At 57.5% G+C, this 15,722-nt stretch carries 18 protein-coding genes and 2 pseudogenes; 2 read left to right on the top strand and 18 right to left on the bottom strand.

The window, feature by feature from the left end; translation table 11 throughout:
* The first annotated feature begins 36 nt into the window (after positions 1 to 36).
* The gene (locus tag HY298_03965; protein ID MBI3849436.1) at positions 37 to 501 is read left to right on the top strand and encodes a hypothetical protein; all 465 of its coding nucleotides are present in this window, start codon (positions 37 to 39) and stop codon (positions 499 to 501) included.
* 509 nt (positions 502 to 1,010) lie between these two features.
* Here the strand turns inward: HY298_03965 and HY298_03960 are convergent.
* The 18 genes and pseudogenes from HY298_03960 to HY298_03875 form a co-directional block, all read right to left on the bottom strand.
* Positions 1,011 to 1,310, bottom strand: coding sequence for a hypothetical protein (locus tag HY298_03960; protein ID MBI3849435.1), 300 nt, complete (start codon positions 1,308 to 1,310; stop codon positions 1,011 to 1,013).
* Positions 1,311 to 1,327: 17 nt separating this feature from the next.
* Entirely contained in the window at positions 1,328 to 2,689 is a 1,362-nt protein-coding gene (locus tag HY298_03955; protein ID MBI3849434.1) for a glycosyltransferase family 4 protein, read from the bottom strand.
* 102 nt (positions 2,690 to 2,791) lie between these two features.
* Complete coding sequence (locus HY298_03950; GenBank protein MBI3849433.1) at positions 2,792 to 3,418, bottom strand: hypothetical protein; 627 nt, start codon at positions 3,416 to 3,418, stop codon at positions 2,792 to 2,794.
* Positions 3,418 to 4,698 (bottom strand): exosortase/archaeosortase family protein, encoded by a 1,281-nt coding sequence (locus tag HY298_03945; GenBank protein ID MBI3849432.1) that lies wholly within the window; start codon positions 4,696 to 4,698, stop codon positions 3,418 to 3,420. The genes HY298_03950 and HY298_03945 overlap by 1 nt, the downstream gene beginning before the upstream one ends.
* A 364-nt stretch (positions 4,699 to 5,062) precedes the next feature.
* Positions 5,063 to 6,823, bottom strand: coding sequence for a carbamoyltransferase (locus tag HY298_03940; GenBank protein MBI3849431.1), 1,761 nt, complete (start codon positions 6,821 to 6,823; stop codon positions 5,063 to 5,065).
* A gap of 174 nt (positions 6,824 to 6,997) precedes the next feature.
* Positions 6,998 to 7,228: a hypothetical protein gene (locus HY298_03935; protein MBI3849430.1), complete on the bottom strand. Its 231-nt coding sequence runs from the start codon at positions 7,226 to 7,228 to the stop codon at positions 6,998 to 7,000.
* Complete coding sequence (locus tag HY298_03930; GenBank protein MBI3849429.1) at positions 7,218 to 7,607, bottom strand: hypothetical protein; 390 nt, start codon at positions 7,605 to 7,607, stop codon at positions 7,218 to 7,220. Before HY298_03930 ends, HY298_03935 begins: the two co-directional genes overlap by 11 nt.
* Before the next feature lie 545 nt (positions 7,608 to 8,152).
* A pseudogene (locus tag HY298_03925) lies at positions 8,153 to 8,374 on the bottom strand (type II toxin-antitoxin system HicA family toxin).
* Positions 8,367 to 8,618, bottom strand: a complete 252-nt coding sequence (locus tag HY298_03920; protein ID MBI3849428.1) for a type II toxin-antitoxin system HicB family antitoxin — start codon at positions 8,616 to 8,618, stop codon at positions 8,367 to 8,369. The pseudogene HY298_03925 and the gene HY298_03920 overlap by 8 nt, the downstream one beginning before the upstream one ends.
* A 689-nt stretch (positions 8,619 to 9,307) precedes the next feature.
* Positions 9,308 to 9,520 carry a hypothetical protein gene (locus HY298_03915; GenBank protein ID MBI3849427.1) on the bottom strand — a complete coding sequence of 71 codons (213 nt, stop codon included), beginning with the start codon at positions 9,518 to 9,520 and terminating at the stop codon, positions 9,308 to 9,310.
* A complete protein-coding gene (locus HY298_03910) occupies positions 9,517 to 9,864 on the bottom strand; it encodes a hypothetical protein (GenBank protein ID MBI3849426.1) in 348 nt (115 codons plus the stop codon). Before HY298_03910 ends, HY298_03915 begins: the two co-directional genes overlap by 4 nt.
* Positions 9,865 to 10,221: 357 nt before the next feature.
* Entirely contained in the window at positions 10,222 to 10,449 is a 228-nt protein-coding gene (locus HY298_03905; protein ID MBI3849425.1) for a hypothetical protein, read from the bottom strand.
* An 86-nt stretch (positions 10,450 to 10,535) separates the two neighbouring features.
* On the bottom strand, positions 10,536 to 10,829 hold the full coding sequence (locus tag HY298_03900) for a hypothetical protein (protein ID MBI3849424.1): 294 nt from the start codon (positions 10,827 to 10,829) through the stop codon (positions 10,536 to 10,538).
* Positions 10,830 to 11,341: 512 nt separating this feature from the next.
* Positions 11,342 to 11,752, bottom strand: a complete 411-nt coding sequence (locus HY298_03895) for a type II toxin-antitoxin system VapC family toxin (GenBank protein MBI3849423.1) — start codon at positions 11,750 to 11,752, stop codon at positions 11,342 to 11,344.
* Positions 11,749 to 11,988, bottom strand: coding sequence for a hypothetical protein (locus tag HY298_03890; GenBank protein ID MBI3849422.1), 240 nt, complete (start codon positions 11,986 to 11,988; stop codon positions 11,749 to 11,751). Before HY298_03890 ends, HY298_03895 begins: the two co-directional genes overlap by 4 nt.
* Positions 11,989 to 12,234: 246 nt before the next feature.
* The gene (locus HY298_03885) at positions 12,235 to 12,525 is read right to left on the bottom strand and encodes a helix-turn-helix transcriptional regulator (protein ID MBI3849421.1); all 291 of its coding nucleotides are present in this window, start codon (positions 12,523 to 12,525) and stop codon (positions 12,235 to 12,237) included.
* Positions 12,522 to 12,874 (bottom strand): annotated as a pseudogene (locus HY298_03880) (type II toxin-antitoxin system RelE/ParE family toxin). Before HY298_03880 ends, HY298_03885 begins: the two are co-directional and overlap by 4 nt.
* A gap of 880 nt (positions 12,875 to 13,754) precedes the next feature.
* Complete coding sequence (locus tag HY298_03875; GenBank protein ID MBI3849420.1) at positions 13,755 to 14,537, bottom strand: exosortase/archaeosortase family protein; 783 nt, start codon at positions 14,535 to 14,537, stop codon at positions 13,755 to 13,757.
* On the opposite strand from HY298_03875, the gene HY298_03870 reads away from it, so the two are divergent.
* A partial coding sequence (locus HY298_03870; GenBank protein ID MBI3849419.1) for a hypothetical protein occupies positions 14,527 to 15,722 on the top strand: 1,196 nt, incomplete at its 3' end. The genes HY298_03875 and HY298_03870 overlap by 11 nt on opposite strands.

Below are 15,722 nucleotides of genomic sequence, written 5' to 3'. Positions count from 1 at the left end.
CTTGAAGTATTTCATAATCTAGCCGATAGTGAATACATGAGCACAGCGGTCAGAGAACGGCCTGCCAAAGCAGGCCAAGTGAAGCGGGGCCTGGAAAAGGAGCGCGAGAAGCTTTTTGCCAAGCTTCAAGAAATCAACCACGCCATTCAAGAAGCTGAGACGGACACCGAGAAGCCGGGAAAATTGACCCTCGCTAAACTGAGGACGGCTTTGGGTTGGAGCCGCAATCAACTGGCGCACGTAATGAACGCTTCCGACCGTGCCCTCGTCAATTGGGAGCAGGGAGACCCCATCAGCCCGGTTTACGCGGCGAAGCTGCGGGAGATTCAGAGCGTTTACAACGAACTCAAGCAGTTGATGAAGCCCGAAGAAATCGGCTCGTGGTTGCTGGCCGAAATGGAGGAATTTGAAGGGCGCACTCCAGCGGACTTAATCAGCAAAGGCGAGACGGGTCGTCTTTGGGCGTCGTTGTTTTATCTCCGTTCTGGAATGCCGGATTAAATGCCATCGGCAAACGGAACGTCAATTACACCGAAAGGTGTTGCTCGTTCCTGCGCTCCAGCTTGACACTCCTCGCCCCGCCAAGATTTCTGCCGCCAGGAATTGCGCGCGGCTGAAATTTGACGTTGGAGTTCCAAACGGCTTGCCCACTTCCCGGCGAAGTCGCAATGAAACCATTGCGGCTGAGAATCACCACGCTGCGAAATAGGTGCCGCTTCAGCCGCATGCGGATTTCCTCCCTGTCTTCGTGCCATGGTGGTTTTCCGAAAAAATGAAAAAAGCCCCACGCCGTTTCCGGCGTGCGGCTTAGAGGGGCGGCGTTTAGACCGCGACTGCTTCTGCGGGGACTTGCGTGATGATCTCGACGTGAGGAACGCCGCCGGCGTTTATCGCCTTTTCGATTTCGTCCTACCGGACCGTCTGCGTTTCGTCAAGCACTCCCGATGAGCGCCACGCGGCATTGAAGGACTGCTCGGCGCATCGCTGTTCAAGCCCGCGCGACCTTCAAACTAATCGTCCCTGGTTTCGTCCTGGGCTTCAGCGCAGCGCGCCAGGCCGTAGAGCACCACAACTACCAAATCTGTAGCCGGCAACAGTAGCACGGCACCGATGGCCAGAATGATTTTTACTTTGTCACGAGATTTCCACTGCTCACTGCCATTAGATTTCCAAAGGGTGGAGAAGTGATCGGTCGCGGAGTTCGGAGCGAGGAGGGAGAAGCACTGGCATTGTGGGGTGACGGCGTTTGAAGATTGATGCGTCACCGCGCGCCCAGCGCTTTGGAAGTCTGCGTGGATGAAAGCGGGCACATCCGGCGGTGCTGGTCCTACCCGGGTTCCAGCTTGCGCACCAGTTCCGGCAATAAGAGGGCCCGCGAAAATTGCGCGCTCACCGCTTCGTAAGGTCCGGATTCACCACGCTGGTTTTCCCGGGCAATCCGCCGGATCTGCGCCACGCATTCATCCACTTCGCCGTGACCCACCCGGGCGCAGACGCGCGAGTTCAACGCCGCCAGAATCTCCGCGAGATGACTCGCCTCCGGCCCGATGTAAAGCACGGGCGAGCCGACCGCCAACACGTTGTAAATCTTGCACGGATGAACCAGCCCCACGAACGGATCGCCCATTACCACGACGTGCAAATCTGCCGCGGACAGCGAACCCGCCAATTCACCGAGCGGTTGGTAGGGAAGGCACCGGATGGTTGAGAGTTGAGGGTTGATTGACTCAGTTCCAAAAGTTGAGAGTTGAGAGTTGAGAGTTGGAATTGGACGAGACAAGCTCGAAGTGATCTCTGTTTTCAGATTTCCACTTTCAGATTTCTCCCCTCCGCTTTCCGCCCTTTCCGGTTTCTGCTTTCTGCTTTCTGCTTTCTGCATTTCAGATAACGCCTGGATCTTCAAGAATTCGCTCCCGCCACCAACAAACACGAAGACGAATCGTTCCTCACAACCGAGCTGTTGCGCCGCCTCCAGCAACGTGTCCAACGGATGACACGGACTGTGGTTGCCAGAATACATGACGACGAACTTTCCGGCCAGCCCGTGCGCTTTGCGAAACCGCTCCCGGCCCGCAGCGTCGAACCCCACCTCGTCGTCGTGCGACCACGGCGGGATCACAATAATCTTGTCCGGCGCAATCCCTTTGGCCGCGATGCGGTCGCGCATGAACCGGTCGAGCGCAATGATCCGGTCTGCCCGTCGCAGACTGAAGCAAGACATCCGGTCAAGGATTCTCCCCGCCAGCGAATCCGCGCGCAGCCAACCCGCGGCGATCGCTTCGTCCGGATTAAAATCCATCACCCAATAACAGAACCGCGCGCGCCACCACCGGGCCATCCACGCCCCGATGAACGAAATCAATGGCGGCGACGTCAGCGCCACCACCCTGTCCTGGCGCCGCAGCAGAAGGAGCCGGGCGCAACACGACGCGATGAAGCTGGCAAAATCCACCGCCCGCCGCCACTTGGCCTGCTTGCCAAAGCTCGTGGAAAACACCCGATGAATCTGCACGCCTTTCCAGGTCTCCTTGCGCGGGAAGATCATTCTGGGATCATCATAAGCCCGCCGCCCGCACAGCACCGTGACCTCGTGCCCGCGCCGGGCCAGTTCCACGGCCAGATCGCTCAGGTGCTGCGCCGTCGAGACGACGTCCGGATGAAACGTCTGATTGAGGAGGAGGATCTTCAAAGGAAAGTTGAGGGTTGAAGGTTGAGAGTTGAGAGCCCGATGTTCGAAGTTCGAGATTGGAGGTTGAGGGTTGAATATTCTGCACCCCGCCCGACCTCCGTCCTACTTCGTCGCAACTCCGACCTGAACCAGTCCAGGCAACTTCTCTTCAAAGAGGCGAAGGGCCCGCCCGGGATCATCGAATCCGCTGATCGCCACTTCGAAATTCCGTTGGCCAAAATTTCGGCTGCCCGCCAGCGCGGCCTGCAACCGTTCACGATGAGTCATCCTCAGGAAACCGGAAACGCCCGCCACTTCCACGTCCTCCGTGCCGGAAAAAAAGACGTGCAACGGTTTCCCGTTGGCTTCGAAGAGGTATCTTCGGAATGCAATGTTGAAACCCGGTTGCACTGGCACGACCACCGGCGCCAGCTCCCGCCGCATGACCAGCCCGCTGGCCTGCAGACAAATCTCCGGATTGTGGCTCTTGGCCAAAGCCACCCTCATTCGATCGTAAAACGAACGCCCCGGCAACCAGCGCAGATAGAACGCCTGCCACACACTTCGATCCGCCTCCACCCACGCGCCCGCATGTCCTTCGTCGTACTGGAGCATGTTGCTCACCGTTGCCGGAAACGTCTTCGCTTCAAACGTCGGATTGCGTTCCGGCCAGCGAACGGACCACGCCACGGCTTTGACACCGCGAACCTCGTGACTGCGAAACCAGACTTCCGTCGAAATCTCAACCATCACCACCCACAGCGCGACAGCGCCAGCCAGATGCCGGAGATCGGCAATCGAGGATCGAAGCTCAGAGGTCGGACCGCTGGCTTCCGGCTGCTGACTTCCGCCTTCCGTCTTGTTCGAGGTTGAAGGTTGAGAGTTGAGAGTTGAAGGCGTTGAAGGAGAAATTGAAGATGGAAGATCGGAGCTTGGAAGTTGGAGCTGGGAGCTGGGAACTGGGAGTTTGGAGGTCTGACTTCCGACCACTGACCACTGACCACTGACCACTGACCACTGACCACTGACTTCTGACTTTCCTGGCCCGTGAAGTCTTCGGCCAACTTCACCGGGCCGTCTTCCGTCCTCCGTCCTCTGCCTCCTGCCCTCCGCTTCCCCAGCCACACTCCCAAACCCCAGAGAAACAGAAAACACGCCACGAGAATGGTAACACCCGCGGGATCATGCCACTTCTCGATAGCTTGAGTCCCGTCGCGGGACGCCACCCACGTCAGCAGGAACATCCGCGCCAGGTTGAACAACATTGCCGAAACCAGTCCCCCGACCACCATCATCAGCCGCGGCGCAACACGCAGCCGGTAAAACTCGCCGAAGAACAGCGACACCATCAATGTCGCCTGCACCGAACGTATGCCGCTGCACGCCTCGTCAATGCCGACCATGCCCGTGCTGACTTCGATGACGTTTCCGCGCGCCAGGGCCGGAACGCCAAACCCATTCAGCAACTCCACCACGGCCGCCGAGTTCAAACGGGTCAAGTTCTGGATGACGGCGCTTTCCACCGGCGTGGGCCAGGGCACCGCCACGAGAAAAAACACAATCGGAAACGCAAACTGTTTCACCCGGCTGGCACCACCCGTGAGATAGAGCAGGAGCAGAGTGACCGCGACCGCTTCCATGGCCAGTCCGTAACTCGCGGCGCGCCAAACGGGATTCGCCTCCTGTAAAATTCGTGTCGCCCACAGCAGCACGCCGCCGACAAACAGAAGCCAGACGGTTGGGCTCCCAAAGTTGAGAGTTGAGAGTTGAGAGTTGAGATCCGCCTTCCGCTCGCCGACCTTTTGGACGTTCGAGGTTGAATGTTGAATGTTGAATGTTGAACGTTCGATGTTTCCCGGCTCCACCGCTCCCGGCTCCGCGCTCTGCGCTCTGCGCTTCCCGGTCTGCCAGCGTTCCCACGCCAGATAAATGCACAAAACTGGCACCGCCCACCCGTAATTGTATTGCCCGAAAAACGTCCATTGCGCCCCCAGCAGATAAATGACCGGCCCCCAGAGCGCCGCGAGCATGAGGAGCCACGACGCGGTGTCCGGAAACCGTAGGAGGCGAGGTGATGAGGCTCTATTCAAACGCTGAAACACTGAAATGCTGAAATCGTAGGAGACGAGCTAACGAGGCTCACTCTATAAAAGTTGAAAGTTAAAAATTGAGCGTTGAAGGTTGAGAGTTCCTGAAAAGTTGAAACACAAAATCAAAAGCGCCGATAAATCGGACGCACTCCAAACGCTGCGCGAGTGTTTAGCCGTGCGCTGTGATTTAGCATTTCGGATCTCCGATTTCAGCCTTTCAGCTTTTGGTCTGCCTCTGCGTCCATGTTCCCTCCATCTGCGGTTAAAAATTCCGAAACTGTTTTCTGCTTTCTACTTTCTACTTTCAACTTTTCAAATTTCCCTTCCCCGGCTTCGCGGTCACAAACGGCCCCAGACACAGCACGTCCATGTCCGTCCGCATAAAACAATCCACCGCCTGCTGCGGCGTGTCCACCACCGGTTCGTTCTCGTTGAAACTCGTGTTGAGCACGGCGTGAATGCCGCTCTTCCCCGCAAACGTCTGGATCAACTCATGATACAGCGCGTTCTGCGACGGCTTCACCGTCTGCAGCCGGCCAGTCGCATCCTGGTGGCAAACCGCCGCGAGGGCCGTGCGCTTTTCCGGCCGGATTTTGACCACGTGCATCATGAACGGGCTTTCCACCGCCTGCTCAAAATACTCCCCCACTTTTTCCGCCAGCACCGTCGGCGCAAACGGACGGAAGGCTTCCCGCCGCTTGATCTTTTGATTGATCAAATCCTTCATGCCCGGCCAGCCCGGATGCGCAAGAATGGAACGGTTGCCCAACGCCCGCGGCCCCCATTCACTGCGCCCTTGATACCAACCCGTCACGTGCCCGGCGTCCAGATGCGCCGCCGCCCGCTCCAGCAAAGCCCCGCGCTCAAATCGCTCAAACCGCAGCCCGCCCTGGCGCAATGCCTCCGCCATCGCCGCCTCCGAATGTTCCGGCCCCCAATACGCGTGATCAATCATGCCCGCGCGCGGCTGTTTCAGAATTGCATTCCACACGTACAACGCCGCGCCCAGACCCGTGCCATCATCCGATGCGGCGCATTGGATGTAGCTTCGTTGGAAAGGCGTGTCCCGCAAAATCCGCGAGTTGCACACACCGTTCAGCGCGCAGCCGCCGGCGGTGACGAGATTTTCCGTGGGCACGCGCCGATGCAAATGCCGCAAGCACGCCAGCACCGCCTCCTCGAAGTGCGCCTGACAGGAGGCCGCGATGTCTTTCTCCCGCTGCGTGATCTCCGCGCTCCGGTTGCGGGGCGCGCCGAGTTTCTTCACCAAGGCCGCCGAGTAAAGCGGCGGCAGCAGAATCTCCCCCTTCTCATCCGTGCATTCCTCGAGGTTCCGGCCCAGCGGCACAAAATAATCCCCGTTGAGCCGGAACTGTCCGCTGCCATCCAGCCGCAACAACTCCCGCATCAACTCCTGGTATTTTGGTTCACCGTAAGCCGCCAGGCCCATGACCTTGTATTCCTCACCGAACCGGTCAAAGCCGATGAACTGGCAGAGCGCCGTGTAAAAATAACCCAGCGAATCCGGCATGAACACGCGGTCGAGAATCTCGATCCGATTCCCCGCGCACCGCGCCAACATCGCCGAGGTGAAATCCCCCGCCGCATCATAACTGAATCCCGCAGCCACATCGAAGTCGCTCGCGTAATACGAACTGGCGAGGTGCGCGAGATGATGCTCCACGCGCGCCACCTGAAACCGGCAATCCGTTTCCGGCACCCCGCACGCCGCGGCGACCAGTTGCTGGACACTTTGCATCCGGGCGCGTCGCTGAAAATGCGTCATCACCCCGCGCGCGGACTTGAGCGGTGAACGCAACACATGCGCCGCCTTGGCCGTCAGGTTGGCGTTGCTGTCATTGCCGATCGCCAGGTAATCGATGTCGCGCACCGTCGCGCCCGCCATCTGGAGCACGGCTTGCAAGGCGCGCCCGGGAAATCCCGCCTGATGTTTGCGGCGCGCGCCGAGCCGCTCCTCCGCCACCGCGGCAATCAGCCTGCCATCGCGCAACGCGCACGCGGAGGCATCCGGGTGAAAGGCGTTAAGGCCGAGGATCAAACTCATAACGAGGAGAGTGTAGAAGGCAGAAAGTAGAGAGCAGAAATACTGAAATCGGACCGGGGAGCGTACGCGGCTCGCGTGCCGTTTTACGCGACCTCGCGGAAAACCCGGAGCGGGAAACGGAAGTCTTTAACCGCAGATGAATGCTGATGAGCGCGGATACAGAAACGACCGGCATTACTTCAGTTTTGGCCACTGCTGTTTCAGCTTCATTCGACGGAATTCCTTGTAGTCGTCGTATAGAACGTCGAGGACGTCTTCAGCCCGAACTGGCGGATTGGCTCTGGCGGCGGCCTGAGCGAGCAGATCGTAAAGTTTCTTGCGCGCCGCCGGTTTGTCTTTCTCCGCGCACGTTTGCAAGTCGTAGCGAGCTTCGTGAATCGCCTCGATCTGCGGGTTACGCGACATCGGGAAAAACTTCTCTCAAGATTTGTTCCCGCTTTTCTGCCGGCATTCGCTCATGCCAGCCACGGTAATCCGCACTCAGCAGTTCAACCGTGGCGGCCACGGATGCCGGCGTGATTCCTTCAACGTTTTCGGGCAGACCGATTTGTTGGACGAGCGATAGCAAATGCTCCCCATCGGCAATCAAGCGTTGCAGCAAACTCTTGTGGACTGCCAGATCTTCCGGAGTCGGATCCTGAAGAAACATGCGTTCGTCCTCTCCTTTGCGGAACAATTCGATTTTCTTGTACCATACGGAAATCTCCGCATATACCCGCAGTTGCGGGTCATCGCCCAGAATCAAATGCTTTGCGGGACTCCATTGAGCTTCCAATGCTGTCATAAGTTGAACGTTAGACTGCTTGCGGCGGAATGGCAATGCGTTTACTCACGCCAAGATAGCAGAAAATAGAGAGCAGAAATACTGAAAACAGAAATCGTAAGAGACGAGGTGATGAGGCTCTAATCAAAACAGTTGAGAGTTGATGGTTGAGAGTTGAGTGTTGGCCCCGACCTCGGCTATCCGGATTGAGAGTTGAATGCTGAATGTTGGATGTTGAGACTCCGAAACACTGAAATTGGAACGGGGAGCGCGCGCGGCTCGCGTGCCGTTTTACGCGACCTCGCGGAAAACCCCGAGCGGGAAACGGAAATCTTTAACCGCAGATGAACCTTTCCACTTTCCTAATTTCAGCATTTCAGCATCTCAGTTTTCAGCATTTCAACTATCAACTCTGAACTCTTAACTCTCAACGGTTCTTGATCAGAGCCTCGTCACCTCGTCTCCTGCTTTTCCCTCCGCATCTGCGTCCATGTTCCCCCATCTGCGGTTAAAAACTCCGGGCCGCCTTTTGAAATCTAATCCGAAGATTGGCCGTGAACGCGTTCTTAATCCTGACCCAGCCATTCCTCACGTGAGATTCCCGCCTGTTTGAGCAGCCGGCTTAGAAAGCCCGGCCCGAGGTCGCCTTCGTGTTCGTTGGGAACGATCAACGTCAGGTTTCCCCGCCTCATCTGCGGGTGTTTTCCCCCGGCTTAGGGGCCTTCAAAGCCCAGTTCACGCAACCGCTGGATGAATTTGCGACGGGAAACCGGAGCAAGTTTAGGCATGGGTGGCTGCCCCGATCCCGTTTAGATTGATCCGGGCAATTTCGGGTATTTCCATTCCCAGCCGGAGCCGAAGAGCGATCCAATCGCTCAACGCTTCCCGCAGTTCACGCTGGCAGCCAGCCAAGGTTTGATGCCGCGCCCAGACACCTTGCAGCCCGGGTATTTCACCCCAGTAAGAGGCGTCGTCCTCGATGATTTCGTACGCGGCCAGCTCCATCGCAACGTCCAGGAAGTGTGCAAGCATGAAAGCAGTTTACGTCAAACCAGCGGCAGGTCAAGAGCTGCCGGATTCGGGGTTTTGATCAAATCTCTGACGGATCTCCGCGTGGGTCATCCTCAGAATCGCGCTTCCTGCCCGTAAGGCGCCCAAGCCGGAGCTCACATTTTCTCAAACACTGACATGCTGAAACACTGAAACGCTGAAAACGGCTCCCGATTCTTTAACCGCAGATGGACGCCGATGAACGCAGATCGTGGCTAAACACTCGCGCAGCGTCTGGAGTGCGCCGATTCAGCGGCGCTTTTCATTGTCCGCATTTCTGCTTTCCCAATTTTCAATTTCAGCTTTTCAGCTTTTCAGAGTCCGTCCTCCGCCTACCGTCCACCGACCACCGACTACCGACCACTGACCACTGACTTCCCTGGCCCGTGAAGTCTCCCCTGCCCCGTGGAATCTGTTTCGTATTCCACTGGGGATTGACCCGTGGAATCTATTCCCTATTCCACTGGGGATCGGCCCGTGAAGGCTTTCGCTACTTCACCCGGCTACTTCACCGGGCGCCCTCCGCCTCGTTCAATGTTGAAGGGTTGAGGGTTGAGGGTAGAAAGTAAACAATCTGAAATACTGAAAGCTGAAATCCGGAAAGCAGAAAACGAAGCCCGAACTCAGAAATGGGGAGCTTGGAAAGTCGAAAGCTGCCGGAAACGAATCTGCTAATTTCTGCGGAGATACTCTTTGCACAGTTTAACCATCTCAAAACGAAACGCATCGTAGGTCACATTCCGGCCCTCTTGCTCGTAGAGCATTTCGAGCCGCGCATAAAACTGGCGGCGCGCCCGTAGTCGGTCAGGAGAGGTGCGCTCAAAAGCGTTGGCGTAACGATCGTAGAGTTCAGCCAGGGCAGCGATTTCCGCCGGGCTGATCATGGGCGGTGCAACGTCCGCAATTCTTCCGCCGCGCTGCGAATATCCAGAATATGGTCGTAGGCCGCGGTGCCGAGCGAGTGTTGCTGCGACAATTGAAATACTTTTCCCGCGAACAGGTCGCAGGTCTTTACCAGGCTTTCCCAAAGTTCGGCGGTTCTGGCCACCTCGGGTTCCCGACGCGCCATGACCGCGGTAAAGGAATAAAGCTGCTCCAATTGCGACTCCAACCTGAAAGCCTCGCGTTCGATTTCTGCGCGGTTATCCCGGGCGCTGCACACGCGCTCTTCAAATTTCTTCAGCGCATTGTTCTTGATGGTGTCGAGATCAGATAACTCAAGTGTCATGCTGACAGATTAGTTTTATGGGCCGCTTTTTCAAGCCCAAAGACGTTGTTCCGCTCCGCGCTGTTTGCTCCGCGCCGGAAGCCCGCCCTCCGCCTACCGTCCACCGCCCACTGACTACTGACCACCGCCCCGTTCGATGTTGAGAGTTGAGGGGTAGATCGAAGATGGAAGATTGGAGATTGGAGCTCGGAGGGCGGTGGTGGTCTGTTGTCCGTGGTCAGGCAGTCTCCTTGCTTTCTGCTTTCCCAATTTCTACTTTCAGCTTTGCGGATTTTCCCTGCCTCCCATCCCTGGCTTTCCAAACCACTCCCCAAACCGTTGCCCCCGGGTATGATCGCGCGTCGCCCGCAGTGATTCCTAGAGCCCGGCCAGCGCCAGACCTTGAATGATTTTGCGCGAGATGTCGCGCCGACGTTCCAGCGACCGAACCTCGCCGCGCTGTTGCGAAATCGCCGCCTTGGGCGCCGTGTAGAGCAGGTCGCAGACAAACACCGTGCGCCGGTCTAAACCATCCGCCACGTCCAACACCGTTTCCAGCGGCGTCGGCGCAGGATCGCCGGAATAGAGTGTCTGCCCTTTGAGCACAACAAACTACTGTTTGCGGTTCAACCGTTCCTGATTGGAGAGCAGGATGCACGGATGACCGTCCCAGGTCCAAACTTCCCAGGCATTCAATCGCGCACTCCCTTGGCCTGGGCCTTCACCAGCCGGTCAACACCGCCTTCGTCGCGCTCGGGGCGAGAGTAAATACGCCGGAGCACCTTTTCGGGCAGCGGGTCCACGTTCGTGACGCGGCCGCTCTTGCTGGACAAATCCGCACGCACCCACGGCAGGCCTTTGCGAACGCAAAGCGAAACGATGCGGCTGAACGAAACCTTGGTCTGAGCGACCAGTTCGTCCACGGCGCGGGCGTCCTCGCTTGGCAGTCGGAAGGGATGCTTGCGATCTCGCACTGTTGAACTCATTGCAAAAGAATATTCGCCCTTTCCCTAAAGTCAACCCTTTGGCCGGAACCGCCGCTCACGCATTTCCGTCCTCCGCCTCGTTCGATGTTGAATGTTGGATGTTGAGACTCCGAAACACTGAAATTGGAATGGGGAGCGCGCGCGGCTCGCGTGCCGTTTTACGCGACCTCGCGGAAAACCCGGAGCGGGAAACGGAAATCTTTAACCGCAGATGAACGCCGATGAACGCAGATGCACACAAAAACATGAAATGTTGAAAGTAGAAAATCTGAAATCCTGAAATTGGAGATCCGAAATGCTAAATCACAGCCCACGCCACAACACTCGCGCAGCGTCTGGAGTGCGCCGATTCAGCGGCGCTTTCCATTTTCCCCATTTCCCTTGCCCCGTGGAATCCATCCCGTATTCCACTGGGGATTGACCCGTGAAGTCCGCCTCGGCCCGTGAAGTCATTCCGCTACTTCACCGGGCTACTTCACCGGACAGCTTTTTTCTTTCTGCGTTTCCCTGCTCTAATTGGGCAAGTAGTCAATGCCCTCCCGCTTTAGCTTATTGATCAGTGGCGCATCTTTAGTCCACAACGGCAGCCCACGCGCGTAGGCCACCGCCACATACCCGGCGTCGTAAGCGGATACGTTGAGCTTTTCCGCCAGAATCCACGTCGCGCAGCCCGCCACTGGATTGACAGCCAGCGGGATGATCTCATAACTGTCCAACACGGTCAGCCACGCGCTGGCATCCGCCTTGGTGGTGCGACCCTCACGCATGGCACGGCGCAGCGCCTCCATCACTTCCTGGAAGAAATTTGGCGCGGTGAAGGCGTCTTCTCCGGCGGCCAACCTTGTTTCCAATGGTTCAAAGGGGCGGAATTCGTCTTCGAAGTGGAGCGCCAACGCGGCGCTTGCGTCAATAAACAAGCTCATTTCCTCCCTCTTTGGATCAGCTTGGCCACGCTCAGCCGTGGAAGTCCCTTCGGGTTTAATAAGATGGTCTTGCGCCGCGTGCGCCACTGCGCCGTCAGAATCTCCGAATGTCGTTGGACGGATTCCAACTTCGCCGTCGCGGACCGTTGCTTGACGGTGAGGGTTTCAACCCTGGATTGGGCTTTGCCGGCCAGGTGGCCCGGCTTTTTTCGTACGTCAGCCAAAGTTACGCTCATGCCGATACAGTCTCACAATTCGCCGGTGTGGGCAAAGCGGAAAACCAGCGCACGCTCAACCCGCCAGCAGCTTTGCCCCTTTCTGCTTTCCTTGCCCCGTGGAATCTGTTTCGTATTCCACTGGGGATTGGCCCGTGGAATCTATTCCCTATTCCACCGGGCTACTTCACCGGGCTACTTCACCGGGCTACTTCACCGGGTTACTTCACCGGGCAGTGTTTCCGTCTTGAAAGTTTTTTCCGGCAGTCAAGGTTTGGCCTCGACCAATTCGAGGCGCAAAGTCTTGCCGAGTGCCCTCGCGACGCGCGCCACCGTGGACAAGCGGACGTCTTCCGCGTGGTTCTCCAGCCGGGAAATTGCGGATTTCTTGGTGCGGGTGATCTTCGCGAGCGTTGCTTGGGAAACCCCCGCCTCTTCGCGGACTTGCCGGAGCATCACCCCAATCTTGAACTCCTCGTAACCGGCGTCAAAATCGTGGGCAAAGACCTTGTCGGCGCGTTTGCGCTTCTCAATGTATTTCTCGATGTCGTCTTTCATGGCTTTTTCTTTCGGCTCAAGTAATCCCGGCGCCGTTGCTCGGCCAACGCAATTTCCCGCTCGGGCGTCTTTTGGGTCTTCTTGGCAAATCCGTTGGTGAGGATGATCAGCCTGCCCGAATCCCAAAAGCCCAACAACCGGAAGGCATCGCCGCCGAACTCGGCCCGCACTTCCCACAAATCCTCAGTCCCCTCCAACTTTTTAAGTATTGCTGTGGCACACGAGGTAATTCCCGCACGACCTGCAATACCCAGGCGACCTTCCGGGCTTGCTTCGACCCGAGCGAATCGAGAAACGCTTCGACCGGACACCCGCCACCCGCTGTGCGGTAGAAGTGAATCTCACGCATTACAATGAGTTAACACCAATGTGAATGCGATGTCAATGTAGTCGAAGGAAAAACTGCCACCGGCGCTACCACCACCCAACGGCGCACACGGTCGGGCGAAGACAGTTTGGAGACAGGAGATTGGAGAGTGGAGAACGGAGAACGGAGAGCACCGCTTGGAGCTTGGAGTTTGGAGATTCCTCTGCTCTCTGCTCCCCGCTCCCTGCTGAATGTTGAATGTTGAATGTTGAGAGTTCGTCGGCTGTTCCGCCTACCGGCTACCGACCACTGACTACTGATCACCGACTACCAGCCCCGTTCAATGTTGAGAGTTGAATGTTGAGAGTTGAATGTTGAGAGTTGAATGTTGAGAGTTGAATGTTGAGAGTTGAATGTTGGGTGTTGAGGGGTAGATCGAAGATGGAAGATGGGAGAATGGAGATAGGCGCTCGGAGCTTGGAGATCCGTCCCCCGGCTACTGACCACCGGCTACTGACCACTGACTACTGATCACCGACTACCGTCCTCATCGTTTCAGTTTTTTTATCTCTCCTTTCCACTTTCCTAATTTCAGCATTTCAGCATCTCAGTTTTCAGCATTTCAACTATCAACTCTGAACTCTTAACTCTCAACGGTTCTTGATCAGAGCCTCGTCACCGCGTCTCCTGCCTTTCCCTCCGCATCTGCGTCCATGTTGCCCCATCTGCGGTTAAAAACTCCGGGCCGTTTTCTACTTTCTGCTTTGCCGATTTCTAATTTCAGCATTTCAGTGTGTTTGGACACAATCCGGTTTGGATCGCCACCAAGTACCCACTCGTAAACGGATTTCATCTGCGTGGCAACCTTGGGCCAGGTGAAACGCGAGGCGACCAAGGAACGACCGTTGGAGCCGAAAGGCCTTTATTCATCGTTCGTATCCTGGATTCTTTTTGCACTGCTCGGCGGCAAGTAGTTTTCGCCGGTCACGACGCGTTTGCCGGTCTTGGCTTCGAGTTCCAGGCGGGCGCGTCTGGCAATCTTACCGCCGGTCTTGGCCGCGGCCTGGTTTTCGGCCATGCCGGTGGCGACTTCGATGACATTGCCGTGTTGCAAGGCAGGAGTGCCAATCCCATTCAACAACTCAACCGTGGTTGTGACATTCAAGCCAGTAAGGGATTGCACCAGGAAATTCTCCAGACCAGAAGGCCAGGGCACTGCCACCAAGAAAAAAACTATCGGAAAGAAGAACTGCCGCAGCCAGCCCATCCCGCCCGCCAAGTAAACAGCGGCCAGGTAAATGATAATGACTTCCAAAGTCCACGCCAAGCTGGTAAGTCGCCAGATGGGGTTGGCCTCATGCAGGAAGCGCGTGGGCAATAACAGGAAAGCGGCGAGAACTCCGATTGCCGTCGCCGCTCTAACGTTGGCAGGCGATTCCGGCAGTGGCTTGACGTGCCACCGCAACCAGAACAGGTACGCGCAGAGGAACGGCACGGCCCAGCCGTAATTGTATTGCTCGTAGGCCGACCACTGGGCGCCGAGATTGTAGCTAAGGGAGAACCAGAGCCAGGCCAAAGGCAGAAACCAGAGGCCGAGCTTTAACCACGGATGAACACCGATGAACCTAACGCGGCTTGCGCCGCAACCACAGTGAATGGCAGACAGGACGCCGCCAGTGCGATAGAACGTTGGTGTGAAAATCAAAGTCACCACCACAACCAGCGACGCCCCGTCGCCTTTTGTAACGCAACACGCCGCCGATGTCATCGGTGTTCTTTCCGGCTTTGACCGCCTGCGTCTCATGGGCACCTTGCGTCCACTTTATCAACCCAGCCTCATGATGCGCTATCTGAGCCGCGCGGGTGTTCTGCTCAAAGACTTCGCCGCCTTCGCCGCCGGGTGGACCGAGCGTGTGCGCGCCGCCGCTCATCAACTGGCCGAGCAGTCGGGTCGCCCGCTCACCTATTTGCCCGGCAGTGCCCAGCGCAAGGAACTGCTGGCCCGCGACCGGGCCCGTCGCGACGGCCTGACCACCGGCCTCATCGGCTTGTGGAGCGTCGTCGAACCCTGTCTGACCTACTTTGTGCGCCGTGATCGGGAGCAAAAGAAATTGGTGTTGCGTTTGGCGCCGGGCAAATGCCTGCACTACTACTTTTATTTCCTCCACGAACAACTGGGCCTGTTGCACCTGCGCCTGCAAACGTGGTTTCCCTTTGCCCTTCATCTTTGTCTCAACGGTCGCCACTGGCTGGCCCGCCAACTCGACCAGGCCGGCCTCGGTTACGTCCAGCGCGACAACTGCTTTACCTGGCTTGCAGACCCCGCCCGCGCCCAGGCGCTGGCGCACACGCAACTGCAAAACTGCTGGCCGGTGCTGCTGCAACCGTTGATCGGGCAATGTCATCCTCATGCTGCCCAACTGTGCCGTCCGCTGGCCCTGTCCTACTACTGGAGCGTCAGCGAAAGCGAATACGCCACCGACATCATGTTCAAAAGCCCTGCCGCCCTGGCGCGTCTTTATCCGGCGCTGGTCCAGCAAGGCATCCAACATTTTGGCAGCACCGACGTGTTGCGCTTCCTCGGTCACAAAACCCAGGCCAACGGTCGGGTGCATGGCAATCATCAAGGCGAAGTGTTGAGCAGCCTCAAGCATCGGCCTGAAGGCCTGCGTCTCAAACATCAGGCCAATGGCAACTCGGTCAAACTCTACGACAAGCAGGGCAGCGTGCTGCGGGTCGAGACCACGCTTAACCGCCCCCACCAGTTCCGGGTCTATCGGGCCAGCGAACGCGATCCCGAAGGCAAGAAACGCTGGCAAGTCTTGCGTAAGGGCGTCGGCGACCTGCACCGGCGAGCCCAGATCTGCGAAGCTATCAACGGACGCTACCT

Source organism: Verrucomicrobiota bacterium (assembly GCA_016200005.1).
Taxonomy (GTDB): Bacteria; Verrucomicrobiota; Verrucomicrobiia; order Limisphaerales; family PALSA-1396; genus PALSA-1396.
The sequence above is the reverse complement of the archived record's forward strand: the minus strand, read 5'-3'. Positions and strand labels throughout refer to the sequence as shown.

Excerpts from the sequence above, each read along its gene's own strand:
- HY298_03965 (MBI3849436.1), top strand. The coding sequence starts at position 37 with ATGAGCACAGCGGTCAGAGAACGGCCTGCCAAAGCAGGCCAAGTGAAG.
- HY298_03950 (MBI3849433.1), bottom strand. The coding sequence starts at position 3,418 with ATGGTTGAGATTTCGACGGAAGTCTGGTTTCGCAGTCACGAGGTTCGC.
- HY298_03945 (MBI3849432.1), bottom strand. The coding sequence starts at position 4,698 with ATGCTCGCGGCGCTCTGGGGGCCGGTCATTTATCTGCTGGGGGCGCAA.
- HY298_03940 (MBI3849431.1), bottom strand. The coding sequence starts at position 6,823 with ATGAGTTTGATCCTCGGCCTTAACGCCTTTCACCCGGATGCCTCCGCG.
- HY298_03935 (MBI3849430.1), bottom strand. The coding sequence starts at position 7,228 with ATGTCGCGTAACCCGCAGATCGAGGCGATTCACGAAGCTCGCTACGAC.
- HY298_03930 (MBI3849429.1), bottom strand. The coding sequence starts at position 7,607 with ATGACAGCATTGGAAGCTCAATGGAGTCCCGCAAAGCATTTGATTCTG.
- HY298_03920 (MBI3849428.1), bottom strand. The coding sequence starts at position 8,618 with ATGCTTGCACACTTCCTGGACGTTGCGATGGAGCTGGCCGCGTACGAA.
- HY298_03915 (MBI3849427.1), bottom strand. The coding sequence starts at position 9,520 with ATGATCAGCCCGGCGGAAATCGCTGCCCTGGCTGAACTCTACGATCGT.
- HY298_03910 (MBI3849426.1), bottom strand. The coding sequence starts at position 9,864 with ATGACACTTGAGTTATCTGATCTCGACACCATCAAGAACAATGCGCTG.
- HY298_03900 (MBI3849424.1), bottom strand. The coding sequence starts at position 10,829 with ATGAGTTCAACAGTGCGAGATCGCAAGCATCCCTTCCGACTGCCAAGC.
- HY298_03895 (MBI3849423.1), bottom strand. The coding sequence starts at position 11,752 with ATGAGCTTGTTTATTGACGCAAGCGCCGCGTTGGCGCTCCACTTCGAA.
- HY298_03890 (MBI3849422.1), bottom strand. The coding sequence starts at position 11,988 with ATGAGCGTAACTTTGGCTGACGTACGAAAAAAGCCGGGCCACCTGGCC.
- HY298_03885 (MBI3849421.1), bottom strand. The coding sequence starts at position 12,525 with ATGAAAGACGACATCGAGAAATACATTGAGAAGCGCAAACGCGCCGAC.